The 24,508-nt window shown below is 65.8% G+C and carries 20 protein-coding genes; 16 read left to right on the forward strand and 4 right to left on the reverse strand.

The features are described from left to right. Positions 1 to 16: 16 nt before the first annotated feature. The 11 genes from nadD (at position 17) to ggt (ending at position 13,798) form a co-directional block, all read left to right on the forward strand. Positions 17 to 682 carry a nicotinate-nucleotide adenylyltransferase gene (gene nadD, locus C84B14_RS07770; RefSeq protein WP_353223109.1) on the forward strand — a complete coding sequence of 222 codons (666 nt, stop codon included), beginning with the start codon at positions 17 to 19 and terminating at the stop codon, positions 680 to 682. After that, the gene (rsfS, locus tag C84B14_RS07775; protein ID WP_348764811.1) at positions 679 to 1,071 is read left to right on the forward strand and encodes a ribosome silencing factor; all 393 of its coding nucleotides are present in this window, start codon (positions 679 to 681) and stop codon (positions 1,069 to 1,071) included. Before nadD ends, rsfS begins: the two co-directional genes overlap by 4 nt. A gap of 19 nt (positions 1,072 to 1,090) precedes the next feature. Next, the gene (gene rlmH, locus C84B14_RS07780) at positions 1,091 to 1,558 is read left to right on the forward strand and encodes a 23S rRNA (pseudouridine(1915)-N(3))-methyltransferase RlmH (protein ID WP_348764812.1); all 468 of its coding nucleotides are present in this window, start codon (positions 1,091 to 1,093) and stop codon (positions 1,556 to 1,558) included. Between the two features lie 99 nt (positions 1,559 to 1,657). Beyond that, positions 1,658 to 3,181, forward strand: a complete 1,524-nt coding sequence (locus C84B14_RS07785) for an Rne/Rng family ribonuclease (protein ID WP_353223111.1) — start codon at positions 1,658 to 1,660, stop codon at positions 3,179 to 3,181. Between the two features lie 292 nt (positions 3,182 to 3,473). After that, positions 3,474 to 7,301 carry a YhdP family protein gene (locus C84B14_RS07790; RefSeq protein ID WP_353223113.1) on the forward strand — a complete coding sequence of 1,276 codons (3,828 nt, stop codon included), beginning with the start codon at positions 3,474 to 3,476 and terminating at the stop codon, positions 7,299 to 7,301. Positions 7,302 to 7,321: 20 nt separating this feature from the next. Beyond that, a complete protein-coding gene (locus C84B14_RS07795) occupies positions 7,322 to 8,170 on the forward strand; it encodes a carbon-nitrogen hydrolase family protein (protein WP_353223114.1) in 849 nt (282 codons plus the stop codon). Positions 8,171 to 8,224: 54 nt separating this feature from the next. Then, a complete protein-coding gene (locus C84B14_RS07800; RefSeq protein ID WP_353223116.1) occupies positions 8,225 to 9,199 on the forward strand; it encodes a quinone oxidoreductase family protein in 975 nt (324 codons plus the stop codon). Between the two features lie 51 nt (positions 9,200 to 9,250). Then, a complete protein-coding gene (gene tldD, locus C84B14_RS07805) occupies positions 9,251 to 10,717 on the forward strand; it encodes a metalloprotease TldD (RefSeq protein WP_353223118.1) in 1,467 nt (488 codons plus the stop codon). Positions 10,718 to 10,742: 25 nt separating this feature from the next. Continuing rightward, on the forward strand, positions 10,743 to 11,375 hold the full coding sequence (gene rsmD, locus C84B14_RS07810; protein ID WP_353223120.1) for a 16S rRNA (guanine(966)-N(2))-methyltransferase RsmD: 633 nt from the start codon (positions 10,743 to 10,745) through the stop codon (positions 11,373 to 11,375). Positions 11,376 to 11,485: 110 nt separating this feature from the next. Further along, positions 11,486 to 11,980 (forward strand): pantetheine-phosphate adenylyltransferase, encoded by a 495-nt coding sequence (gene coaD, locus C84B14_RS07815; RefSeq protein ID WP_293624458.1) that lies wholly within the window; start codon positions 11,486 to 11,488, stop codon positions 11,978 to 11,980. Between the two features lie 54 nt (positions 11,981 to 12,034). Continuing rightward, positions 12,035 to 13,798, forward strand: a complete 1,764-nt coding sequence (gene ggt, locus C84B14_RS07820) for a gamma-glutamyltransferase (protein WP_502949901.1) — start codon at positions 12,035 to 12,037, stop codon at positions 13,796 to 13,798. Between the two features lie 113 nt (positions 13,799 to 13,911). On the opposite strand, the gene C84B14_RS07825 is transcribed toward ggt, so the two are convergent. Then, positions 13,912 to 14,505: a YceI family protein gene (locus C84B14_RS07825; RefSeq protein WP_353223124.1), complete on the reverse strand. Its 594-nt coding sequence runs from the start codon at positions 14,503 to 14,505 to the stop codon at positions 13,912 to 13,914. 120 nt (positions 14,506 to 14,625) lie between these two features. Here C84B14_RS07825 and nei point away from each other — a divergent pair, with 120 nt between their 5' ends. Further along, a complete protein-coding gene (gene nei, locus C84B14_RS07830) occupies positions 14,626 to 15,471 on the forward strand; it encodes an endonuclease VIII (protein WP_353223125.1) in 846 nt (281 codons plus the stop codon). On the opposite strand, the gene C84B14_RS07835 is transcribed toward nei, so the two are convergent. Beyond that, the gene (locus tag C84B14_RS07835; RefSeq protein WP_348764822.1) at positions 15,464 to 16,066 is read right to left on the reverse strand and encodes an exopolysaccharide biosynthesis protein; all 603 of its coding nucleotides are present in this window, start codon (positions 16,064 to 16,066) and stop codon (positions 15,464 to 15,466) included. The two genes, nei and C84B14_RS07835, sit on opposite strands and share 8 nt — an antisense overlap. A 117-nt stretch (positions 16,067 to 16,183) precedes the next feature. Here C84B14_RS07835 and C84B14_RS07840 point away from each other — a divergent pair, with 117 nt between their 5' ends. After that, positions 16,184 to 17,167, forward strand: coding sequence for an aldo/keto reductase (locus C84B14_RS07840; RefSeq protein ID WP_353223127.1), 984 nt, complete (start codon positions 16,184 to 16,186; stop codon positions 17,165 to 17,167). A gap of 52 nt (positions 17,168 to 17,219) precedes the next feature. On the opposite strand, the gene C84B14_RS07845 is transcribed toward C84B14_RS07840, so the two are convergent. Then, positions 17,220 to 18,548 (reverse strand): lytic murein transglycosylase, encoded by a 1,329-nt coding sequence (locus tag C84B14_RS07845; RefSeq protein ID WP_353223129.1) that lies wholly within the window; start codon positions 18,546 to 18,548, stop codon positions 17,220 to 17,222. Between the two features lie 26 nt (positions 18,549 to 18,574). Next, entirely contained in the window at positions 18,575 to 19,780 is a 1,206-nt protein-coding gene (locus C84B14_RS07850; protein WP_353223131.1) for a BaiN/RdsA family NAD(P)/FAD-dependent oxidoreductase, read from the reverse strand. 340 nt (positions 19,781 to 20,120) lie between these two features. Between C84B14_RS07850 and C84B14_RS07855 the strand changes: the two genes are divergently transcribed. The 3 genes from C84B14_RS07855 to C84B14_RS07865 all read left to right on the forward strand — a co-directional run bounded on the left by C84B14_RS07855 (position 20,121) and on the right by C84B14_RS07865 (position 24,405). Further along, positions 20,121 to 21,140 (forward strand): hypothetical protein, encoded by a 1,020-nt coding sequence (locus tag C84B14_RS07855; protein WP_353223133.1) that lies wholly within the window; start codon positions 20,121 to 20,123, stop codon positions 21,138 to 21,140. Further along, entirely contained in the window at positions 21,140 to 23,275 is a 2,136-nt protein-coding gene (locus C84B14_RS07860) for a TRAP transporter large permease subunit (protein ID WP_353223135.1), read from the forward strand. Before C84B14_RS07855 ends, C84B14_RS07860 begins: the two co-directional genes overlap by 1 nt. A gap of 83 nt (positions 23,276 to 23,358) precedes the next feature. Continuing rightward, positions 23,359 to 24,405 (forward strand): putative solute-binding protein, encoded by a 1,047-nt coding sequence (locus C84B14_RS07865; protein ID WP_353223137.1) that lies wholly within the window; start codon positions 23,359 to 23,361, stop codon positions 24,403 to 24,405. The last annotated feature ends 103 nt before the right edge of the window (positions 24,406 to 24,508 follow it).

The following is a 24,508-nucleotide window of genomic DNA, read 5'->3' on the forward strand; positions in this document are numbered from 1 at the left end:
TTTCGGGAGAAACATTTTGACCACCGCCCCTGTCGGTGTCCTTGGCGGCACCTTCGATCCGGTTCACAACGGGCATCTGCGCCTGGCCATGGAACTGGCCAGCGCGCTCGATATGGCCCATGTGCGCCTGGTGCCCTGTGCGCGGCCGCCGCATCGCGGCGCGCCCACGGCATCACCGGGCCAGCGTTCGAAATGGATTCGCGTGGCCGTGAGCACCGAGCCGCGGCTGCGCCTGGACGATCGCGAACTGCTGCGCGACGGACCGTCCTATACCGTGGATACGCTGGCCTCCATGCGCGCCGAAATGCCGGATACGCCGCTGTGCCTGATCATGGGCCGCGATGTGTTCGCCAAGCTGCCGCGCTGGCATGAATGGGAACGCATCTTCGATAGCGCGCATATCGTGCTCATCGACCGTCCCGGTATCGACTGCGAGCTCGACGGTGCAGCCGCCGACGCCCTGGCCGAACGAGGCACCGATAGCCACGAGACGTTGCATCGCGAGCTCGGTGGCCATATCTATACCTATATGCCGCCGCCGCTGGTGATTTCGGCCAGTTATATCCGCGAGCTGCTGGAGCGGGGTGAAAGTCCGCGTTACCTCTTGCCCACCGCCGTGCTCGACGACATTATGGATGCAGGCGTCTATCAGTCCCAACCGGCCACGGCCGCGAGTCAATGAATCTACAAGACAAGCCCGAAAACGCCCACAACAGCGATCCACAGGTTAACGCCTTGCTGAAGCTGGCCATCGAAGCCGTCGACGAACTCAAGGGCGAATCCGTCCAGGTGCTCGACGTCGCCGAACTGACGACCATTGCCGACCATATGGTCATTTGCAGCGGCCGCTCGGCACGCCACGTCAAGCGCCTCGGCGAAACGGTGATCGCCCACGCCAAGGAAGCCGGTATTCAGCCGCGCGTGGAAGGCCTGAGCCAGGCCGAGTGGGTGCTCATCGACCTCAACGGCGTGGTGGTGCACATCATGCAGCCGGTCACGCGTGCCTATTACCAGCTGGAAAAACTCTGGGACATGGACGCGATCGCCGGCGAAAGCTCCACCACGCACTAGTTCCGTCGCGGCGTCGGTTATGCGAATACGCCTGCTGGCGGTGGGCCGGCGCATGCCCGGCTGGGTTACCGGTGCCTACGACGACTACGCCCGTCGCCTGCCCCATGAATGCCGGCTGGAACTCACCGAAATAGCACCCGGCAACCGCAAGGGCGGCAAGCCCGAACGCGCGATCGCCGATGAAGATCGGCGTATCTGCGATGCGCTCTCGCCCGATCTGGACGTGATCGCCCTGGCCGTGGACGGCAAGCCCTGGTCGACCGAGCAGCTGGCCGGACAAATGCGCGAATGGCTGGCCGACGGCCGTGATCGTGCCCTGCTGGTCGGCGGGCCGGACGGCCTCGGCCCGAACAGTCTGGCCCGGGCGAACCGGCGCTGGTCGCTGTCGCCCTTGACCCTGCCGCACCCTTTGGTACGCGTGATCCTGGCCGAACAACTGTTTCGCGCCCACAGCATTCTCACCGGTCATCCCTACCATCGCGGCTGAGCACGCCGCCGGGCGTGGATCGGGGCGCGCTTGCAGTGGCATACGCTGTGCGCCGACAATCGAGCGCATGGCATCGAATTCCCATAACCTGCCCTGCCCATGCACACGTCGACGCAAACCGCGGTGAGCGTCTCGTGTCTGCCCGAGGCCGATCCCGAGCCCACGCGTATCGAGATCCTGGTCAACGTCTCCAAGGGTGAAACGCGTGCGGCGCACCTGGAAAACGGCGTGCTGCAGGAAATCTATATCCAGCGGGATGCGACCGGCAGCGTGGTCGGCAATATCTACCTGGGCAAGGTGCAGCGCGTACTCGCGGGCATGCAGGCGGCGTTCATCGACGTAGGCCTGCCCAGGGCCGCCTTTTTGCAGATTTCGGACATGGTGCGCCGCCCGGCCGAAACCCAGGACGTGGCGCCACGCATCCAGAACCGGCTCAACCAGGGCGACCGTATCCTGGTCCAGGTGTCCAAGGATGCGATGAGCAGCAAGGGCGCACGGCTGACCACCGACCTGGCGATTCCGTCGCGGTTTCTGGTCTATATGCCCTACAACCCGCGTATCGGCGTCTCCGCCCGCATCGAGAACGAAGCCGAACGCAACCGGCTGCACAGCGCCGTTGCCGGCATTCGCGAAGAGCTGGGTCTGACCGGCGGTTTCATCGTACGTACGGTCGGCGACGGCGCGCCCCACCATGCCCTGGCCGCCGACATGCGTTTTCTGGCCACGGTCTGGAACGATATCCTCCAGCAAAGCCGTACCGTCGCCCCGGAGACCCTGCTCTACGGCGATCTGGCGCTGCCGATTCGCATGCTGCGCGACATGCTCACGCCCGAAGTGGCGGCGATCACCATCGACGACGAAGCCGCCTGGCAGGAAATGACCGGCTTCACCCAGCGCTTTGCCCCCGAGTTCACCGAACGGACCTGCCACTACACCAAGCCGGTGCCGCTGTTCTCGCAATACGGGATCGAAGAAGCCATCGAACGCGCCCTGGCACCGAAGGTGCCGCTGCGCTCCGGCGGTTTTCTCATCATCGAACAGACCGAGGCGATGGTCACGGTGGACGTGAATACCGGCGGCTACGTCGGCACCCGCAGCCTCGAACAAACGGTGCTGCGTACCAATATCGAGGCCGCCAACACGGTGGCCCGCCAGCTGCGTCTGCGTAATCTAGGCGGCATCATCGTGATCGACTTCATCGACATGGTCGATGCCGAGCACAAGGCCCAGGTGCTCACCGCCCTGCGCGCCGCGCTCGATGCCGATCCGGCCAAGACCAGCGTGGGCGCTATTTCGCCTCTGGGACTGGTGGAAGTCACCCGCAAGCGCACCCGCGAATCGTTGCAGCAGCTCATGTGTCACCCCTGCGAGAGCTGTCAGGGCCGCGGCTTCGTCAAGACCGGCGAGACCGTCTGTTTTTCGCTGTTTCGCGAAATGGGCCGGCTGGCCCGCAGCCAGCGCGTCGAGGAACTGCTGATTCTCGCCGCTCCGGATATCATCGGCCTGTTGCTGGATGAACTGGCCGGTGCCTTTCACGACGTCTGTGCCGACACCGGGCTCGCGGTGCGTCTCCAGTCCGAATCGCTCTACACGGCCGAACAGTTCGATCTGGTGGTGATGTAAGCTGTGAGGCGCCACGACGCCCGCGAACGCCCCGGCTTGCCGCCGGACGTGCGCGATCGTCGTCGACACCGCAGCGCCGCGCCGGCCCGGTCCAGACTGCGGCGTCGCCGACACGCCTTGCGAACCCCGAGCGCGCGGCCGTGTCGAAACACCAACGCCGCCGTCCGATCGCCGCCCGACACATTCATGCCCGCTAAGCGCTTCGCCAATACAGTTTCACGCCGGCAGGCCATGCAGCGTTCGTATCGCGCCAGGGGTCAACGCCTGCCGAGTCGAGACAACGCGCCCGCGCATGGCTAGTACGACGATCATCAAACGCGCGTTCGTCGTTACGCTCGCCAGTCTCGTGATCCTGGCCGGCCTGCTGGTGGGCGGCGTGCGCCTGATCGATCATCTCGTGCCCGGCTATCGCGAAGCGCTGGCCGAACGCATCGGCCGGCGTATCGACGCCGATATCGATATCCAGGCCATCGAACTGCGCTGGCAATGGAACGGCCCGCTGCTGGAGCTGGCTGACGTGCGCGTGACCCGCCACGGCTTCAATCAGCCGGCGGTGACGCTCGCCAGCCTGGGCCTGCATTTTTCCTTTACCGACCTCATTCACGGCAAACGCCTGCCGGACGGGCTGACGCTGGAGCGGCCCACGCTCACGCTGCGCCGCGGCGAAGACGGCCGGCCACAGCTGGCGTACTGGTCGCGGCCGGGCGACGCGCCGCTGGACTGGAACACGGTCAACGAGCGCATGGCCATGCTGCGTTCGGCCCGGATCAGCGATGCCGATATCACCCTGCTCGACGCGCGCCTGCCGGACGGGCGCGGTCGTATCGAACGCCTGGATGCGCGCATCGCACGCAGCGAGAACGAAAGCTATGGCCTGCAATTCAACCTCGACGGCCTGAACTGGCTCGAGCACGCCCAGGGCCAGGCCCGTTTTTCCGGGCGTCTGCCGAACATCGATACGGCCGAATTCGAATTCAGCGTGGACGGTCTGGATACCCCTTCGCTGGCGCGCAGCACGCAGCTGATCGAGCCGGCACTGCGCGAACGGCTCTCCGGCGGCCGCCTGGCGGCCACGGTCGACGGCCACTGGCAGCAAGGGCAGCTGATCAACGCCGAAGCCCAGCTCGATCTGGCGGCGATCGCCGACACCGCGACCGACGCCGATCTGGTGCCTGCGCTGTCTGCCACTTTCGAGGCAGCCGGCATCGCGCCAGCGGCCGACGCAAACGCCAGCGCTGACGATATCCGACTGGCGATGACCGCCTTCGACGGCGACGCACCCGGGCTGGATCGCTTTGCGCTGACCGGCGCGATCGATCTCGACGAGCCGCGCCTGCGTATCGACGCCCGCCATCTGCCGGTGGGTATTGCCACGCGTCTGGCCCGGCTGCGGATCGACCGTCTTGCCGATACCGCCGTGGATGCGCAGGTCGACAATCTCGCCCTCACGCTCGGTAGCGATACGCCGTTGCAGCTGGCCCTGGACTTCAACCACCTGTCTATCGACGACCCGGCCATCACGGTCGGCCCGCTGGCAGGCAGCTATTACCAGCAGGGCGACAACCACATCCTGCAGTTCAAAAACGCCGGCGGCACGCTCAGCGCAAGACGCTATCTGCGCGGCGAACTGGCGGTGGACGACCTGGACGGCGAAATCGCCTGGCAGCGCCGCGACGGCGGCTGGCAGATCGACGCCCGCAAGCTCCAGCTCGCCAGCGCCGAAGCCGAATTCAAAAGCAGCGGCCGGATACGGCTTCGGCCCGGTCAGGCGCCGGTAGTGGATCTGCAAGCAAGCGCCAGCGCCCCGCAGGTCGCACGCCTGCTCGCACGTATTCCGCAGGCCGACGACCTGCCCAACGAAAAACTGCGCGACTGGCTGCCCAAGGCCATTACCGCCGGCACGCTCGACAGCGCCACCCTGGAACTGCGCGGGGCCATGGACCGGTTTCCGTTCGCCAACCCCCAGGGCGACGAACGCTTTCATCTGGAACTCGTGGGCCACGACGTCGACGTGACCTACAAGGACGACTGGCCGCCGCTGACAGGCGCACGCGGCAAGCTCGTACTCGACGGCGATGATCTGCGCGTGGACGTGGCCGCCGCGCGCATGCTGGACGTAGACCTCGGCCCGGCCACCGGCCGGGTGGAAAACGTGCGCGAACCGGTGCTCGAGATCGACGGCAAGGCACGCAACGCTCGGGCCGAGAAGATGCTGGCCTTCTTGGTGCGCTCGCCGCTGCGCGATCGCTTTGCGAAAATCGTCGACGCGCTCAAGGTGACCGGCCCGGCCGATCTGTCGATCGATCTGCGCATACCGCTCAAGCCCGAGCTGGGCGACGTAAAAGTGTCCGGCGATGTGCGGGCGCGCGGGGCGACGCTGCGCACTGCGGCCCTGCCCGGCCCGATCACCGCCATCACCGGCACCCTGCACTTCGACGACGCACGCGGGCTGAGCGCGCGCTCTCTCAAGGGCAATCTGCTCGGGGTGGCGTTGGATGCCGACGTGGTGCCGGTGGCCGGCCAGCGCCAGCGCATCGTCGCGCGTGCTCGGCTGCAGCTGCCGCAGGACGGCGCGGCGGTCGCCCACTATCTGCCCGAGTCGTGGCTGCGCTATGGCCACGGCGCGAGCGATTTCAACGTGGCCTTCGAGGTCGCCCGCAACGGCGACGTGTCCGACATCGACCTGAAAAGCGACCTGCGCGGCCTCGCCCTCGAGCTGCCGGAGCCGCTAGGCAAGCCCGCCGACCGGGCCGCGCCGCTGGCCATCACCGTGGCCGGCGATGCCAGCCGCGTACACGTCGGCTACGACGGCCGCGTGGATACCACCGTGCGCCTGCGCGACGGCACGGTCACCCGTATTCAGGCGCTGCTCAACGACCGCAGCCTCACCCCGCCGGATCAAGACGGTATCTGGATCGGCGGTCGGGCCGATCACGTCGACGGGCTGGGCTGGTTCACGGTGGTACAGGATCAGGTCGAAGCCGCCACCCGCGCCGCCGCCCAGTCCGGCAGCAGCGCCAGCGCACTGGATTTCATCGGCGGTGATATGCGCATCGGCGCACTGGCCTTCGACAACCGCTACTTCCAGAACACGCATCTGCGCGCGCAGACCATGAACGCGCGCCCGGGTTGGCGGATCGATTTCGAAGGCCCGGATACCCAGGGCCAGGTCACCTGGACCCAGCCCGCCGGCGGCAATATCAATATTGCCGGCAATCTCGCCCGGCTCGCGCTCAGGACACGACCACAGCAGCCCGTGGCCGCACCGGTCGAGACCAGCCCGATCATCTGGCAGGACATCGACCCGGCCGACCTGCCCCATCTGGATGTGTTCGTGGCCAATTTCGAAGTCGACGACACCGACTTCGGCCAGGCCGAAGTCAAGGCCCGCGCCCAGCCCGACGGCTGGCAACTCGACCGCTTCCAGCTCAAGAACGGGGCTATGGAGGGCTGGGCCACCGGCCGCTGGATTCACGACAACGGCCAGACCCAGGCCAGTGCCCAGACCCGCTTCGAGGGCGCCGGCATGGCCGGGCTGCTGCGAACTCTCGGCTATCCGGCCAGCGTGAACGCCGATTCCACGCGCCTGCACGCCCGCCTGAACATCGCCCCGAACCCGGCCGGACTGGATCTACGCGCGCTCGACGGCCAGGTAGAACTCGCCCTCGACAACGGCACCTTCACCGCCGTGGAACCCGGCGCGGCACGGGTGCTGGGGCTGGTTAACCTCTACGTGCTGCCACGCCGCCTGCGCCTGGATTTTCGCGACGTGGTCGACGAGGGACTGGCCTTCGACAAGGTACGGGCGAACTTCACAATCGAGAACGGCAACGCCTACAGCGACAATGTACGTATCGACACGCCGTCCTCGCAGATCCGCATGAACGGGCGCATCGGCCTGGCCGCACGCGACTACGACGAACGCGTGACCATCGTGCCCAAGGTGGGCAGCGGCGTGACCGTGGCCAGTACCGTGCTGGGCGGCCCGCTGGTGGGCGCGGCGGTATTCGCCATGCAGGAGCTGTTCAAGAAACCGATCAAGAAATTCTCGAGCATCGCGTATACCCTGAAAGGCAGCTGGGACAACCCGCGCATCGAGCAGCCCAGCGCCGAAGAATAGCCCGACCGAAGAAGCCCGCCATGACCGCCGATTCCAACCTGCCCCACGTCGCCGCCATCCAGATGAACTCGCGCGGCGAAGTCGCGCCCAATCTGGCCTGTGCCGACGACCTGCTCGCCGATGCCGCCCGGCGCGGCGCCCAGCTCGCTGTGCTGCCGGAGAATTTCGCCCTGATGGGCGCCCATGAAACCGACAAGATCGGCGTGGCCGAGGCCGACGGCGCCGGCAACGGCCATACGCCGATCCAGGACTTCCTGGCCGAGGCGGCACGCAAGTACGGCCTGTGGATCGTCGGCGGCACGATTCCGCTGGCAAGCGATGAGCCCGATCGTGTCTATCCCAGCTGTCCGGTGTATGCCGACAGCGGCGAACGCGTGGCCCGCTACGACAAGATCCACCTGTTCGACGTGGGCGTGCCGGATTCGGCCGAGGCCTATCGCGAGTCCGCCACCTTCGTGGCCGGCCCACCCACGCCCCATGTCGTGGATACGCCGATCGGCCGGCTGGGGCTGAGCGTGTGCTACGACCTGCGTTTTCCCGAGCTCTATCGCGCCATGGCCGCCGAGGGCGCAGAAATCGTGGTCGCGCCATCGGCGTTCACCCATACCACCGGCAGCGCGCACTGGCACGTGCTCACGCGTGCCCGGGCCATCGAAAACCTGGTCACGATGATCGCGCCCAACCAGGCCGGCCATCACGCCAACGGCCGGCGCACCTATGGGCACAGCCTGATCATCGACCCCTGGGGCCAGATCAAGGCCGAAGCGAAAAGCGAAGCCAACGAAGTGATTGTCGCCCCCATCGACCGGGCCCGTATCGCCAGCCTGCGCGAAGGCTTTCCCTGTCTGTCGCATCGACGTTTGTTCTAGGGCCTGCTAGAAATAGCGCATTGATTGACTGCGCTGTTTTCAAAGGAGCGCCCGATGGCCCGTCAGATCCAGTTCGCCGAGACCGGTGGTCCTGAAGTCCTGAAACTCGTCGACGTCGAGCCGCGCGACCCCGGCCCCGGCGAAATCCGTATCGCCAACCGTGCGGTCGGGCTGAACTTCATCGATATCTACGTGCGCAGCGGGCTCTACCCCTCGCAGCCGCCGAGCGGGCTGGGCACCGAGGGTGCCGGCGTGGTGGATGCCGTGGGTGAAGGCGTCGAGGATTTCGCCGAGGGTGATCGCGTGGCCTATGCCCAGGGCCCGCTGGGCGCATACGCCGAGTTCATCACCATGGACGCCGACAAGGCGATCGCCCTGCCGCAGGCCATCGATTTCGAAAGCGCCGCGGCGGGCATGCTCAAGGGCCTGACCGTGCAGTATCTGCTGCGCCAGACCTATGCCATCGGCGAAGACGACACCATCCTGTTCCATGCCGCGGCCGGCGGCGTGGGTTCGATCGCTTGCCAGTGGGCGCATGCGCTGGGCGCGCACGTGATCGGCACCGTATCGAACGAAGACAAGGCCGGTATCGCCAAGCGCAACGGCGCCTGGATGACCATCGACTACACCCGCGAATCAGTGCCCGAACGGGTGCGCGAGCTCACCGACGGCGCGATGGTACCCGTCGTCTACGACTCGGTCGGCAAAGACACCTGGCAGGACTCGCTGGCCTGCCTGGCCAAGCGCGGTTTGATGGTGAGTTTCGGCAACGCCTCCGGCCCCGTCGAAGGCGTGAATCTGGCCGAACTCAACAAGGGCGGCTCGCTGTTCGTGACCCGGCCCAGCCTGGGAGGCTATGCCGACACCCGCGAACGCTTCGAGATGATGTGCGCCGACTTCTTTGCGGTGCTCGAATCCGGCGATGTGCGGATCAACATCGGCCAGCGTTTCGCGCTCGAAGACGCCGCCGAGGCCCATCGGGCCCTGGCCAACCGCGAAACCGCCGGCTCGACGATCCTCACCCTCTGATCGTGCCAGCGGCGCCCCCAACGAGGCGCCGCGCGGTGTTAATGTGATGCGATGAAAAACGCTATCGATATCGCTTCCGATACCCTGCTCGGCCGTGCCGGCATCGACGCCGGCCAGCTGCAATCCGCGCTTCGGGGCCTGATGGTACCGGGCGTGGACTATGCCGACCTCTATTTCCAGATTCTCAAGAACGAATCCTGGATGCTCGAGGACGGCGTGGTACGCAGCGCGGGCGCGTCGACGTCACAGGGTGTGGGCGTGCGTGCCCTGGCCGGCGAGCAGACTGGTTTTGCCTATGCCGACGAGCTTGCCTTTCCGGCCTTGACCCGGGCCTCGCAGGCGGCGGCCGCGATTGCCCGGGATGGCAAGAGCGCAACCGTGAATGCGCTGACCCGTCGTGACAGCGGCGCGGCCACGCGCTATGCGCCGATCGACCCGTCTGCCACGCTCGACGCCGATGCCAAGGTCGCGCTGCTACATCACGCCGACAAGATCGCCCGCGATGCAGACGAGCGCGTGGTGCGCGTGACCGTGTCGTTGGCGGGCTCCTCAGACACCATGCTGGTCGCGGCCTCCGACGGCACGCTGGCCGGCGACGTGCGCCCGCTGGTGCGGGTGAACGTGTCGGTACAGGTTGAAGAAAACGGCGTGCGCGAATCCGCCAGCGCCGGCGGCGGTGCGCGTATGGGCTACGACTATTTCGGTACGGCCACCGGCGACGGGGCCGACCGCGTAGCCGGCTACGCCCGCGAGGCCGTACGCCGTGCATTGGTCCGCCTGCACGCGGAACCCGCGCCGGCCGGCAGCCTGCCAGTCGTACTCGGTGCCGGCTGGCCGGGCGTACTGCTGCACGAAGCGGTCGGCCATGGCCTGGAGGGCGACTTCAACCGCCGCGGTTCGTCGAACTATTCCAACCGCATCGGCGAAAAGGTCGCCTCCGATCTGTGCACCATCGTCGACGACGGCACGCTCGACGGGCGCCGCGGTTCGCTGGCGATCGACGACGAAGGCAGCCCCGCAGCCTGCAATACGCTGATCGAAAACGGCCGTCTTGTCGGCTACATGCAGGACAAGCACAACGCCCGCCTGATGGGCATGGCGCCGACCGGCAACGCGCGCCGCGAATCCTATGCGCACACCATCATGCCGCGCATGACCAATACCTATATGCGTGCCGGCGAAAGCGCGCCGGCCGATATCCTCGCCTCGGTCGACCACGGCATCTATGCAGTGAATTTCTCCGGCGGCTCGGTGGATATCACCTCGGGCAACTTCGTGTTCTCGGCCGACGAGGCCTATCGCATCGAAAACGGCAAGATCGGCGCGCCGATCAAGGGCGCCACGCTCATCGGCAACGGCCCGGACGTGCTCGAACGTATCTCCATGGTCGGCAACGACCTGGCCCTGGATGAAGGCATCGGCGTCTGCGGCAAGAATGGCCAGAGCGTGCCGGTGGGCGTGGGCCAGCCCACGCTCAAGGTGGATGCGATCACCGTCGGCGGCACCCAGCAGGGATGACCGCGCCGGCCGACCGAGGCTGAAGGTGGCGCGTCGATCGGCCAGACCGCGCCCGAACTCAAGCGCCGCTACCACCTCCGTTCGTATCATCGGCGGCGCCTGGCGCGGGCGGCGCCTGCCGGTGACCATGGCCGAAGGCCTGCGCCCTACGCCGGATCGCGTACGCGAAACCCTGTTCAACTGGCTTGCCCCGCGTATCGAGGGCGCGCGCTGCCTGGATCTGTTCGCCGGCACCGGCGCGCTCGGCCTGGAAGCGCTGTCGCGCGGAGCGGCCCACGTACAGTTCGTCGAACGCGATCGCCAGGCCATTGCGTCGCTGCGTGCCGTGCTGGACACGCTAAACGCCGCCACGCGCGCCACGCTGGTTCAAGGCGATGCGCTCGCGCTGACCCTGGCTACGCCCGCGCCGGATATCGTGTTCGTTGACCCGCCGTTTGCCGCCGAACTGCACGGCCCGGCACTGGATCGGGTGCTGGCCGCGCTGCCCGGCCATGCGCAGATCTATCTCGAATATCCGGCCCAACAAACCGATGCCCTGCATGCACTGTTTGCCGACCGCTTGGACATACGCCGCGCCAAGCGCGCCGGCGACGTCGGCTACTGCCTTGCACAGCCGCGCCCTGCCAGCGAAGATGACCCCGCATCTTTGATTTCGTAATCCATGCTCGCGCCGCGCGCACAGGCACGCGCGCGAGAAACGCCTGAGGAGAACTACGTGCGGTCAGCGCAACACAACCGGGGCCACGGACACGGCGGAGTGGGCGACAGATGAGTAGCGCACCCAATATCCGGGCGGCTTATACCGGCACCTTCGACCCGATCACCAACGGCCATGCCGACGTCATTCGACGCGCGGCCGGCATGTTCGACGAGCTGATCGTGGCGGTGGCCAGCAACGCCAGCAAGAAATCGATCTTCGATCACCAGGAGCGCGTCGAACTGGCCAAGCAGGTGCTGGCCGACGTCGATAACGTGATCGTGATGCCGGTGAGCGGGCTGGTGGTCGATTTCGCCCGCAAGCACGGGGTGAGCGTGCTGGTACGCGGCGTGCGCGGCGTGGGCGACTACGAATACGAAAAACAGATGGCCGTGATGAACCGCCATCTCGCTCCGCAGGTGGATACCATCTTTCTGGCCCCCTCGCCCGAATATGCCCACATCTCCTCCACGCTGGTCCGCGAGATCGCCTTCCTCGACGGGCGTATCAGCGGGCTGGTGCCCAGCCTTGTAGCCGACAAGCTCCACGAGAAGACCGGCGGCTAGAGCTCGGCGACTACAGGCGGTATCGTGATGATCCGCCTTTCGTTTTTCGCGGTAATGCCCATGTATGTCCGGCTTCGTCTGATCGCCTGCTCGGTGCTTGTTTCGTGCCTGCCGCTATCCAGCGCGCTGGCGGGCAACGACACACCGCCGGCCCCGGCCGTGGCCAGCGCCCATCCGGCGGCGACCGCTGCCGGCATGGAAGTGCTCGACGCGGGCGGCAACGCCTTCGATGCGGCGGTTGCCATCACCGCCGCACTCGCCGTGGTCGAGCCGCAGGGCTCCGGGCTGGGCGGCGGCGGCTTCTGGCTGCTGCACGACGCCGAAAACAATCGCGATGTCATGATCGACGGCCGCGAAGAGGCGCCGGGCGCGGCCACCCGCGACATGTATCTCGACGACGACGGCAACTTCGTTCAGGAGCGCTCGCGCAACGGCGCGCTGGCCGCCGGCATTCCGGGCGAGCCGGCCGCGCTCGCGCATATCGCCGAACGCTATGGCAAGCTGGACCTGGCGCGTACGCTCGCTCCGGCGATCCGCCTGGCACGCGACGGCTTCGAAATAAACGACCACATGCACACGCTGGCCGAGTACCGCCGCGACGTGCTGGCGAAATACCCCGCCAGCGCCGCGCTGCTGCTCGACGCGGACGGCGCCGTACTGCCTGCCGGCACCCGCTTCAAACAGCCCGACCTGGCCGCCACGCTCGAGGCCCTCGCCGAACGCGGCCGCGACGGTTTCTACGACGGCGACGTCGCACGCCGGCTGGTCGAGGCCGTGCGCAGCGCCGGCGGTATCTGGACCCGTCAGGACCTTTCGGACTACGACGTTATCGAGCGCGAGCCCACGCGCGGCACCTACCGCACGCCCAACGGCGAATACGAGATCGTATCCGGCTCGCCCCCGTCGTCCGGCGGCCCGGTGCTTGTCGAAGCGCTCAATATCCTCGAAGGCTTCGACTGGGGCACGCTCGACGATGTCGAGCGTCGCCACGTCACCATCGAGGCCATGCGCCGCGCCTACCGCGATCGCGCCGCCTATCTGGGCGATCCGGACTTCGTGGATATGCCCATCGCCCGGCTGATCGACAAGAACTATGCGGCCGGTCTGCGCGTGGGCATCCGCATGGATCGGGCCACGCCCAGCGATGAACTCGCCGGCGTGACCGCCGAGCGCGCCAGCGGCCACCACACTACCCATTTTTCGGTCATCGATGCCGAGGGCAATCGCGTTGCTGCCACCCTGTCGGTGAACTTTCCGTTCGGCTCGGGGCTGGTGGCCGCGGGCACCGGCGTATTCCTCAACGACGAGATGGACGATTTTTCGGCCAAGCCGCTGGCGCCCAACGGCTATGGGCTGGTCGGCAGTGAGGCCAACGCGATCGCACCCGGCAAACGCCCGCTGTCGAGCATGACGCCGACCTTCGTCGTGGGCGACGATCGCGAGATCGCCCTCGGCACCCCCGGTGGCAGCCGTATCACCACCATGGTGCTGCTCGGCGTGCTGGACTTCACCCACGGCGGCGACGCCGCGAGCGTGGTCGGCAAACCGCGCTACCACCACCAGTATCTACCCGATCATGTCGAATACGAGCCCGGGGCATTGTCGTCGGATACGCGTGCCGGCCTGGAGAAACTTGGCCACAGCCTCGAACGGATCAATCGCCATTACGGCGACATGCACGCGGTGATCTGGAACAAGGCCGAGAACCGAATGGACGCTGCCTCCGACCCGCGCGGCATCGGCTGTGCTGCGATCGGCGACAGCACACCGGTCTGCGAGCACGAGTCGCGCGATACGCAAACCGCGACCGCCGACTGAGCGCCCGAGTCGCAGGCCGGTCCTGGCGAAGGGCCAATCGCAGGCCCTGACCTCAGGCCAAAAAAAACCGGCGGCTCCTGCGAGCCGCCGGCCATTGTCGCCGGGCCTTTAAATCAGCCCTGGTCGTTGGGCCGATTGGCTTCGACCTCGATCTGAATATCGACTTCGTCGGCGACCATCGGCACATAGGCATCCATGCCGAATTCGCTGCGCTTGATTTCGGTTTCGGCCGAGAACCCGCAGGTATATTTCTTCTCGTCCATCGGATTGGTCTTGCAGAAGATGTCGTCGACGTCGAGCGTGACCGGCTTGGTGGTGCCGTGCATGGTCAGCTCGCCTTCGACGGTGGCCTCGTCGTCGCCGTCGAAGCTCACGCGCGTGGACTTGAACGACATCTCCGGGTACTGGTCGACTTCGAAGAAGCCTTCGGTTTCGCGCAGGTGCTCGTCGCGCTTGTCGTGGCCGGTATCGACGGTGGCCGGATCGAGGGTGACGTTCACGCTGCTGGTGTCGCCTTCGCGATCCATCACGATTTCGCCGCCGGTAACATCGATACGGCCGTGCATGGTGGACAGCCCCATATGGCCGATCTCGAAGTTGCCGTAGGTATGCGACGGATCGATCGTGTAGGTTTCCGCTGCGTTGGCGCTCATCGCCGTCGCGGCGAGTAGGCCGGTCGCGGCCAGGCTAATGATGGTTTTATTCATACTGTTCACTTGCTTGCGGTTTTGGATTGTCGTGACTGCATCCGAGTGTATCGAACTTCGGGTAAACGCTGGCTGTACAGCGCTTTTACTTGTTCACGCAGAAGAATCTCGAGAGCCGCGATGCCCGAAGGCCCCGAAATAAGACGCATGGTCGACGATATCGCAACCGCGGTCGGCGGGCAGGATGCCGACGCGGTATTTTTTGCCTTCGAGCGCTTCAAGGGATTCGAGGCCGCGTTGGCCGGGCGCCGTATCACCTCGGTTCAGGCACGCGGCAAGGGTGTACTGGTGTTCTTTGCCGCGCGCGGCGACGACGGCCCCTGGTGCGTTTACAGCCATAACCAGCTATACGGACAGTGGCGCATCGGGCGCGCCGCATCGCTGCCGACAACGAAGCGACAGCTGCGCTTCGCGATCAGCGCCGGGCCACGGGCGGCACGCCTGTACAGCGCCTCGGATATCCGCCTGGTGCGCCCGGACGCGCTCGACACGGTGCCCTATCTAGCCCGGCTTGGCCCCGATTTGCTCAACGATGCCGATGTGGACGATCACCGGCTGCTGCAACAGCTCGACGACCGGCGCTTTTGCGGCCGTGCCCTCGGCACGCTGCTGCTCGATCAGCACTTCATCGCCGGCGTGGGCAACTATCTGCGATCCGAGATCCTGTTTGTCGCCGGCCTGCATCCGCGCTACAAACCGAAGTCGCTGAACGATTCACAACGCCGCCGACTGGTGATTGCGACGCGGACGATGATCGAACAGGCCTATCGGCTCAAGGGCATCACCAACGACCCCGACCGCGCGCAGCGACTCAAGGCGCAGGGCCAATCCTTTCGCGCGCGCCGGCATCGGGTTTTCGGTCGCGCTGGGCAGGCCTGCTACGACTGCCGCGCAGCGATCGAAAAAACCACCGTTGCCAGCCGGCGGCTGTACCGCTGTCCGAACTGTCAGCCCGAACTCAGGTAATCAGGGTATAGACGAAATAGCCGGCCAGTCCGGCCGGCACCAGCCCCGCCAGCACCCAGAAGCCGTCGCGGCCAGTCAGACCCAGGCCCATGAAGGCGATGGCAAAAGCCGGCGCGGCCGCGGCGAAGGGAATGATCTCCAGCGGCACCATGCACACGCCGAGCACCACGCAGGCCAGACCGATCAGGCGGGTGGATGCGCCCTGTACGAGCACGGTCAGGCGCGGGCGTACCAGGCGATCGATACGCTGAGTCCAGGGTGTGAGGCGACGCGATACCTGGCGATAGCGATGCCGCTCGATCGACAGCCGACGCAGGCGCTTGGGCAGCCAGGGGTGGGCCTTGCCGAAGATCAGCTGGGTGGATACCAGGGCGATCGATATGCCGCAGACGCTCGGGATGCCGGGTACCGCCCCCGTCGGCAGCGCAGCGATCAGGGCCAGGATGAGCACCAGCGGGCCATAGCCGCGCTCACCAATGACCTGCAGCACTTCCCCGATCGACAGGCGGTCGTCGGCGCTGTTGCTTTCGGCATGGGTATCGGCACTGGAATCCAGCGATTCCAGCAGTCCGGTCAGGGTCGGCTGTTGGCCCATCGGGGCCTCTGTTGCAAGGGACGAATGCACCTCAGATTAGCATGCCGGCGGCAAGGTTCCCGAGCGGCTTCTACTGCTTTATTGTATACAGCATCGATTTTCCCACGGCGGTGATCAATGCACTACAAACGTCTCGGCAGCACCGGTACGAAAGTCTCGCCCCTGTGCCTGGGCACCATGACCTACGGCACCCCGGAATGGCGCGAATGGGTGCTCGACGAACAGGCCAGCCGGCCGTTCATCAAGCAGGCCCTGGATGCCGGCATCAATTTCTTCGATACCGCGGACATGTATTCGCGCGGCGAGTCGGAGCGCGTGGTCGGCAAGGCGCTGACCGACTACGCCCGGCGCGACGATTTCGTGCTTGCCACCAAGGTCTTCATGCCGATGGGCGACGGACCGAACGAGCGCGGCCTGTCGCGCAAGCACATCATGAGCGCGATCGACGGTTCGCTCGAACGGCTGGGCACCGATCACGTCGATCTGTATCAAATCCATCGCTGGGACTACGACACGCCCATCGAGGAAACCATGGAGGCGCTGCACGACGTGGTGAAGGCCGGCAAGGCCCGTTATATCGGTGCCTCTTCCATGTACGCATGGCAGTTCGCCAAGGCCCAGCAGGTGGCCGAGCGCAATGGCTGGACGTCGTTTTCGACCATGCAGCCCATGTACAACCTCGTCTATCGCGAAGAGGAGCGGGAGATGCTGCCGCTCTGTGCCGATCAGGGCGTGGGCGTGATTCCCTGGAGCCCGCTGGCGCGCGGCGTGCTGGCCGGCAAGACGACCCAGGGCGAAGGCGGCGAGTCCAAACGCGCACAGACCGACGAGAACACGCGCAAATGGCAGCTCGGCGGCGATATCGACACGCCGGTCATCGCCGCGCTACGCGAGGTCGCCGACGCGCGCAACGTGGCGATGGCGCAGATCGCCCTTGCCTGGGTGGCCTCGAACCCCGCGATCACCGCGCCGATCGTGGGGGCAAGCAAATCGCACCATCTCGAGCAGGCGATTCAGGCCATCGATATCGAGTTGAGCGCCGACGAGAAGCAAAAGCTCGAAGCGCCCTACGTCCCCCACCCGATCGCCGGCCACGAATAGCCTGCCCCGCCGCCGACGGCAAAGCCGGGCCGAGTACCCGGCTTGCCCTAGGTCAGCCCGCGGCGGCGCGAATACGGCCCAGCAGCTCGTGGGTCGGGTAGCCGTCGGCGGTCAGACCGTTGGCCTTCTGGAAAGCGCGCAGCCCGGCGCGGGTGTTCGGCCCCATGATGCCGTCCGGCGTGCCGGTGCCATAGCCGAGCTGGTTGAGCAGGCCCTGCATGTCCTTGATCTCGGTACGCGACAGGCTTGCCAGGGTGCGCGGCCAGTCGCCGTACACGCCGGGCGCGCCGTCGAGCCGGTCCGAGAGCAGGCCGACCGCCAGCGCATAGCTGGTGGCATTGTTGTAGCGCAGAATGGTGCGAAAATTCGGCCCCACCATGAAGGCCGGGCCGTGGGCACCGGCGGGCGCGATGATCGACGCCGAAACCAATGACGGCAGGCCACGGCTGTCGACCGCGCGTACGCCGGCGTCCTGCCACTGGGCGCTGCTGCGACGGGTGTCGAGCTCGGCCTGGGCATAGTCGAAATCAGGCGGCAGCACGACCTCGCGGCCCCAGGTCTGGCCCGGCTGCCAGCCGTTCTTTTTCAGGTAGTTGGCGGTCGAGCCCATGACGTCGGCAATGCTGCCCCAGATATCGCGACGCCCGTCGCCGTCTTCGTCTACCGCATAGGCCAGAAAACTGGTGGGAATGAACTGGGTATGCCCCATCGCGCCTGCCCAGGAACCGCGCATGCGCTCGCGATCGATATCGCCGTTTTCCACAATCTGGAGGGCCGCATAGAGCTGCTCTTCGGCAAAGCCCGTGCGTCGGCCGTCGTAGCCGAGTGTGGCCAGGGCATCGATGGTTTCGTAGTTGCCGAAGTTGCTGCCGTAGTTGCTTTCCACGCCCCAGATGGCGCCGATGATCGTGGCCGGTACGCCGTAGCGGGTTTCAGCCTCACGCGCCTCGGCGGCATGGCTGCCCAGCTGCTCGCGGCCCTGGCGGATACGCGCATCGGAAACCGCGCTGTCGAGATAGTCCCAGATCGCCCGCGAAAACTCGGGCTGGCGGCGGTCCAGTTCGACGATACGCGGTACGAACTCCGAGCCCTCGAACGCGGCGTCGAGGGTGCGCTCGGACACACCGCGTGCGGCGGCACGCCGGCGAAAGTCCGCGACCCAGCGATCGAAGCCGGCGGCGTCGCGCACCGCTTCAGCCGGGACCGCCTGGGTGGCTGGCGGCGCCGACATGCGCATATCGGCTGCCACATCGGCGCTGCCCTGTGCCGTATCCGAAGACTGCGCCGTCTCCACCGACTGCGATGCGCAGGCAGCGAGGGTGAGCGCGCCCACCGGCAATAACAGATGACGCCAGCTGTTCGAGACGAACCGTATCCGCATAAGACCAACCTGCTGAAAAGAGAGCCCTAGATTACCTCGCCTGCCGCCTTGGCGGAGGCCCACGCCCACTGGAAGTTGTGCCCGCCGAGATGGCCGGTCACATCGACCACCTCGCCAATGAAATACAGGCCGTCCACGTCGCGGGCTTCGAGCGTAGCCGAGGACAGCGCGTTCGTATCGACGCCGCCGATTGTAACTTCGGCGGTCCGATAGCCTTCGGTGTCGTCGGGGCTGAACGGCCAGGCCGAGAGCTGATCGACCAGGGTCGTCACGGCGGCTTCGTCCAGCTGCTTGAGGCGTGCATTGCCCGAGGTACAGCGTTCGGCCAGCCAGTTCGCCAGCCGGCGCGGGAAACGCGTCGCGAGCGCGCTGGCCAGCCGGGCGTTCGGTCGCGCAGCACGTTCGTCTTCGAGCCAGTCGCCGACGGGCGCGCCAGCAAACCAGTCGATGGCCACGGTATCGCCGGGCTGCCAATAGGAGGAAACCTGCAGCATGGCCGGCCCGCTCAGACCGCGGTGGGTAAACAGCAGCCCGGCTTCGAACAGGCCGTCGTTGCAGGCGGCTTCGACGGTTGTCCCGATGCCGGAAAGCTCGGCGAACGCAGGGCGCGCCGCGCCCGCGACGATGAACGGTACCAGCGCGGCACGGGTGGCCCGTACCGGCAGGCCGAAGTCGCGTGCAATACGATAGCCGATGCCGCTAGCGCCCATTTTCGGGATCGACAGACCGCCGGTGGCCACCACTACGCTTTCTGCATGCCAGATCCCGGCGGATGTGGTCACCTCGAAACCGCCCATGGCATCGCGAGCCACGCCGTCGATCGACGTGTTCACGCGAATCTCTGCGCCGACCGCCGCGCATTCATCGAGCAGCATCGCCACGATCTGTTTCGAGGATTCGTCGCAGAACAGCTGGCCGCGCTCCTTCTCGTGATAGGCAATGCCGTGGGCCTCGACCAGCGCGATGAAATCGGCCGGCGTGTAGCGCGCCAGGGCCGACTTGCAGAAATGCGGGTTCGCGGACAGGAAGTTGTCCGGAGCGCTGTACAGGTTGGTGAAGTTGCAGCGCCCGCCGCCGGACATGAGAATCTTCTTGCCGCAGCGCCTGCTGCCCTCGATCACGACCACGCGCCGGCCGCGCGCGCCGGCCACCGCTGCGCACATCAGCCCGGCCGCGCCGCCGCCGAGTACGATCACATCTGTCGATCGATTGCCGCCCATCTGGCCTGCCATGATGACTGAACAAAAACCGCCGAACCAACCCGGAACACGTACGAATCGGGGCTTTCCAGCGCGTGATTGTCGCACGGGCGCCGCTGCTGCCGGCGCCCCCGTGCAACAGGAACGCGGCACGCTGCGTTAACTGAAACTTGGTTTCGGCTCAGATAAAAGATATATTTTCCGAACTGCCCGTGGCGTTGCGGTCGCCGATGTCGGATATTGAGCCCAGCCCGTGACGGCGCGCGACGCTGGCGAACATGCCAGCCGCACTTACAAGAAGACGGCCCCAGCCGCAGCGCGCGTGGTGCGAGAACGTTAAGACTTACAACAATACGTAGGAGGCTTAAACGCCATGCTGAAGAGACTCTCGCTGCCCCTGGTGGCAGGCCTTGTCGTCGGTCTGAGTGGCTGCGGCCTTGTCTACAAGCCCACCGGCCACGTGCTTGCGCACTATTCGCAGGACGAGGTCGTACCCTATGTCATCGCCAGCGGCGACCTGGATCTGGCGTCCTGCGGCACCGGCATGGGGCAGCACCAGCTGCTGGGATCCTTCAGCCGCGTGATCGGCCGTCCCTCCAACGTACTGCTGAACACCAGCCTGCTTGCCGGCCTGTGCGCCGAAGCCCAGGCCCAGGAAGAGCAGCTGCGCTTTGCGCGTGCCCTGCGCGATGGCAATACCGAAGAGGCGCGCGATGCGCGTATCAATTCCCAGCGCCTGTTCCGGCGTACCGCGCTGCGCCGCTATGCGGTCTATCGCGACACCGTGGATGCCTTCGGAGAGCTGGGCACCGGCGAATGCCCTTCGCTGGGCAACGACGTCGAGGAATTCGAGTACATGGCCGGCACGCTGACCTCGGTCCAGGCCGTGCTGAGCGATATTCAGGCCTCGAGCAGCGTGGGTGTGCCCCAGGATGTGGCCGCCCGCGCCGGCCGGGCCACCGAGTGCATGGATAACGAAAAATGGTGGGGCGTCCCGAACGCTCTGCAGGCGGTCGTCTGGCTGAGCGTGCCGGGCACCACGCCGGACGGCAAGGACCCCTGGGCCCAGCTCAAGGAAGCCGCCGACCACGGCGAAAGCAAGGGCATGCCGATGGCGGCCATGCTCTACGCGATCGCCGGCTTCGGCCAGTCCGACGAGGCCCGCGAGAAAGAAGGCATTCGTCAGGTCGCGAAAATCTACAACGCGGGTGAAGCCCCCGAGGACTATCTGATCTTCAGCGAGGTCGCCTACGCCCAGGCGCTTTATCTGTCCGATCGTATCTGGACCAAGGAAACCGGCCAGCGTACGCCCTTCCTCGCGCTCGGCGATTTCCCCGGCGAAGACAGCGGTGAATCGGATTCGGACTTCGACGCGGACAGCTTCCTCAACTGATGACAAACCACAACAACGACAGCGGATCGGTTACGGCCGATCCGCACGGCGACGATCAGCCCAAAACCTATAGCGCCGGCCGTAACTGGCTGATAACAGTACCCGTAGCGGTGCTGTTGCTCCTGGCAATCCTGTTTGGCACGAGCGCGTTCATCCATGGCCAGCTGCTCAGCCTGGGCGGCGATATCTGGCGGGACTACAACATGCTCCGCGTCGACATGGCCGAACCGGCCTGCGACCCGGACATGGATATCGATGCGCGCGTGGCGCAAAGTCAGGCAAACGCCGCGCAGCCCGATGAAGACAGCCTCTTCGATGCCGGGCCGTCCGACCCGGCGGCGCTGCGTCAGTCGCTCGAAGCCCAGCGCAGCCAGTGTGTGGCCAGCTACGAGCGCTACGAATACAACCAGCAGGTCACATCGACCTCGTCGCTGCGCGCATTTCGCTCGCTCGAGCTGGGTATGGGACGGATCAACCAGCTGGGCCAGGAATTCCAAAGCTATATCCTGATCCTGCTAATCATGATTGGCGGCTTCGTCGCGCTGGTCCTCAACGAGCAGATCGCGCTGCGCGTGCCCCGGTCCCGGCTCGATTACCGCGTCAGCGCCGGCTCGCAGGTGGTGGCCAACATTGCCATGGCGGTCAGCGGATTTGCCTGGCTGCGCCTGGACTCGGGCGGTGACTTCACGCTCAATGCCCTGTGGCTGGTGACCTTCCTCGTACTGGCCATCGCCGCGGGCTATCGGTTCCTGCGTGTTCCATCCCATGCCAATGACAAGGGGTCGCTGCTCTACGCGTCACTGACCGTGCCGCTGTACTGCTGGCTGGCGCTGGTCAGCATCCTGTATTTCTTTGTCAGCGAGGGCTATCTCTCCGGACCAGCCATCCAGCTGGGCAAGATGCTGCGCTTCGCCGACCTGTATACCGCGATCGGCCTGTACGTGTGGGTGGGCATGATGCTCAAGCACACGCGCATCGCCGAACTGCTGTTCGGGGTGTTCCGCTCCTGGGAGATGCGCCCCGAGTTCGTCGTGATCATCGTGGTCCTGGCCTCGGCCTGGCCGACGGCCTATACCGGCGCCTCGGGCATCTTCGTGCTTGCGATCGGCGCCGTGATCTATCAGGAGCTGCGTATCGCCGGCACCTATCGCCAGCTGGCGGTGGCGTCGACTGCCATGTCCGGCAGCATGGGCGTGGTGCTCAATCCCTGTCTGATGGTGGTGATCATCGCCGCGCTCAATCGCCAGGTGACCACCGACCAGCTGTTCGGCTGGGGCCTGTATGTGTTCGCGCTGGCCGCGGTGATCTTCACCGGCTTCGTTTACCTCACCCGCAAGAGCCGGCCGCATCTGGCCACGCCCGACGATGCCATTCCGGCCACCCGGGTCGCGCTGGGCCCGATTTTGCCCTATGTGGTGATCGGCTTCGCGGTGGTTTTCGTCTATACCCATCTGCTGGGTCAGTCGTTCAACGAGTTTTCGGCGCCGGTGATCCTGCCGCTGGTCATGCTCGCGCTGCTCGGCTATGACCGTTGGCGTGCCCAGCGTCTGTACCAGGCGGCGATCTACAAGGCCGACCGCGGTCAGGCCGCCGGGCCGGCGTACAAGCCGTCGGGCTTCTGGAACGCCCTGCGTGCGGCCACGGCGGAAACGTCGGTGCTCATTGGCGCACTGCTCATGCTCATGGTGCTGTCGATCGTGTTCGGCGGCGTGATGGAGCGCTCGGGCGTGATGGAACTGTTCCCCGATCAGTTCGCCAGCGTGTGGTATGCCACGGCCGTGCTGGTGATCATGCTGGTCGCGATCGGCATGATCATGGAGCCCTACGGCGCCATTATTCTGGTGAGTGCGACGCTGGCACCGGTCGCCTACGACAACGGCATCAACCCCATCCATTTCTGGATGATGGTGCTGGCCGCGTTCGAGCTGGGCTATCTCAGCCCACCGGTGGCGCTCAACCAGTTGCTGACGCGCCAGGTGGTGGGCGATGACGAGATCCAGGCCGCCAAGGCCGAGGTCGCCAACGACCCCAGCTTCTGGCGCCGGCATGAGGGCATGCTGCTGCCGATTACGGTCATGGCGACCACCCTGTTGCTCGTCGCCTTCGCGCCACTGGCCTTCATGCAGCTGTTCTGATGCAGGCCTGCTGGGCACATGAATAACAACATCAGGCAATCAGCCCGTAGCACTAGAGAAGATAACCCCGGAGGATATGATCTATGCTGTCCCGAAAAATGACCTCTTATCTGGGTGCCGCCGTGGTTGGCGCCGCCGCCCTGGTTGGCGGCGCGCTGCAAACGGCAAGCGCCCAGGAAACCCGTTCGCTGTGTATCTACGATCCGATCGGCGCGAACGGCTTTATCTACCAGTCGTTCCAGGACTATGTGGTGCAGGCACGTGAATGGGGCATCAAGCTCAACACGCGCGCCTATACCGATGAAGCCGTCGCCTCGAACGACTTCAAGGCCGGCAAATGCGACATGGTGGGCATCACCGGCATTCGCGCCATTCATTTCGTGAAGTTCGCGGGCAGCCTGGACATGGCCGGCGGCCTTCAGAGCTACGACCAGGTCAAGACCGCTATCAAGGTGATGTCGAGCCCCAAGGCGGCCGATCGCATGAGCGAAGACGGCAATGAAGTGGTCGGCGTGGTGCCGCTGGGCAAGGCCTTTTTGTTCGCGCGCGACAAGTCGTATCTGGAAAGCCTGGACACCGTCGCCGGCAAGAAGATCGCGGTGATGTCCTACGACAAGCAGGCCTCGACCCTGGCCAACGTTGCCGGTGCGTCGCCGGTGGGCGCGTCCATCGCCTCGTTCGGGCCGATGTTCAACAACGGCAGCGTGGATCTGGCCTATGCGCCGTCGTTTGCCTACAACGCGCTCGAACTCTACAAGGGCCTCGGCGAGCAGGGCGGCATCGCCGACTTCGTGCTCGGCATGCTCTCGGGCCAGCTGATCATCCACGAAGACAAGTTCGACGACGGCTTCGGCCAGAAGTCGCGTGAGTGGGTGTTCAACAACATGTTCGACTCGACCCTGCGCCGGGTGAAGAACGCCGACGAGGAAATCCCGGACAAGTACTGGGTGCATATCTCCGGCGATCGCGACGCGAACTACCGCGAAATGTTCCGCAATACGCGTGAGCAGCTGTGGGACCAGAACTGGTACGACCACGAAATGCAGCACATGCTCAAGAAGATCCGTTGCTCCAGCGATGCCGGGCTAGCCGAATGCAGCCAGGCGAGTGAAGGCGGCGCGGTCAACTGATCGACCGATGCTGTACCGACCCGTCGCATGGATCATCCTGCGACGGGTTTTTTTTATCCGACGGGGCCATATCCGGCGCGTGACCGCCGCGCCAGGCGCCACC

Origin of the sequence: Salinisphaera sp. C84B14 (genome assembly GCF_040361435.1) — a bacterium.
GTDB lineage: Bacteria > Pseudomonadota > Gammaproteobacteria > Nevskiales > Salinisphaeraceae > Salinisphaera.

Coding starts and splice junctions, on each gene's coding strand:
- rsfS (WP_348764811.1), top strand. CDS start 679: ATGAATCTACAAGACAAGCCCGAAAACGCCCACAACAGCGATCCACAG.
- rlmH (WP_348764812.1), top strand. CDS start 1,091: ATGCGAATACGCCTGCTGGCGGTGGGCCGGCGCATGCCCGGCTGGGTT.
- C84B14_RS07785 (WP_353223111.1), top strand. CDS start 1,658: ATGCACACGTCGACGCAAACCGCGGTGAGCGTCTCGTGTCTGCCCGAG.
- C84B14_RS07790 (WP_353223113.1), top strand. CDS start 3,474: ATGGCTAGTACGACGATCATCAAACGCGCGTTCGTCGTTACGCTCGCC.
- C84B14_RS07795 (WP_353223114.1), top strand. CDS start 7,322: ATGACCGCCGATTCCAACCTGCCCCACGTCGCCGCCATCCAGATGAAC.
- C84B14_RS07800 (WP_353223116.1), top strand. CDS start 8,225: ATGGCCCGTCAGATCCAGTTCGCCGAGACCGGTGGTCCTGAAGTCCTG.
- tldD (WP_353223118.1), top strand. CDS start 9,251: ATGAAAAACGCTATCGATATCGCTTCCGATACCCTGCTCGGCCGTGCC.
- coaD (WP_293624458.1), top strand. CDS start 11,486: ATGAGTAGCGCACCCAATATCCGGGCGGCTTATACCGGCACCTTCGAC.
- ggt (WP_502949901.1), top strand. CDS start 12,035: ATGCCCATGTATGTCCGGCTTCGTCTGATCGCCTGCTCGGTGCTTGTT.
- C84B14_RS07825 (WP_353223124.1), bottom strand. CDS start 14,505: ATGAATAAAACCATCATTAGCCTGGCCGCGACCGGCCTACTCGCCGCG.
- nei (WP_353223125.1), top strand. CDS start 14,626: ATGCCCGAAGGCCCCGAAATAAGACGCATGGTCGACGATATCGCAACC.
- C84B14_RS07835 (WP_348764822.1), bottom strand. CDS start 16,066: ATGGGCCAACAGCCGACCCTGACCGGACTGCTGGAATCGCTGGATTCC.
- C84B14_RS07840 (WP_353223127.1), top strand. CDS start 16,184: ATGCACTACAAACGTCTCGGCAGCACCGGTACGAAAGTCTCGCCCCTG.
- C84B14_RS07845 (WP_353223129.1), bottom strand. CDS start 18,548: ATGCGGATACGGTTCGTCTCGAACAGCTGGCGTCATCTGTTATTGCCG.
- C84B14_RS07850 (WP_353223131.1), bottom strand. CDS start 19,780: ATGGCAGGCCAGATGGGCGGCAATCGATCGACAGATGTGATCGTACTC.
- C84B14_RS07855 (WP_353223133.1), top strand. CDS start 20,121: ATGCTGAAGAGACTCTCGCTGCCCCTGGTGGCAGGCCTTGTCGTCGGT.
- C84B14_RS07860 (WP_353223135.1), top strand. CDS start 21,140: ATGACAAACCACAACAACGACAGCGGATCGGTTACGGCCGATCCGCAC.
- C84B14_RS07865 (WP_353223137.1), top strand. CDS start 23,359: ATGCTGTCCCGAAAAATGACCTCTTATCTGGGTGCCGCCGTGGTTGGC.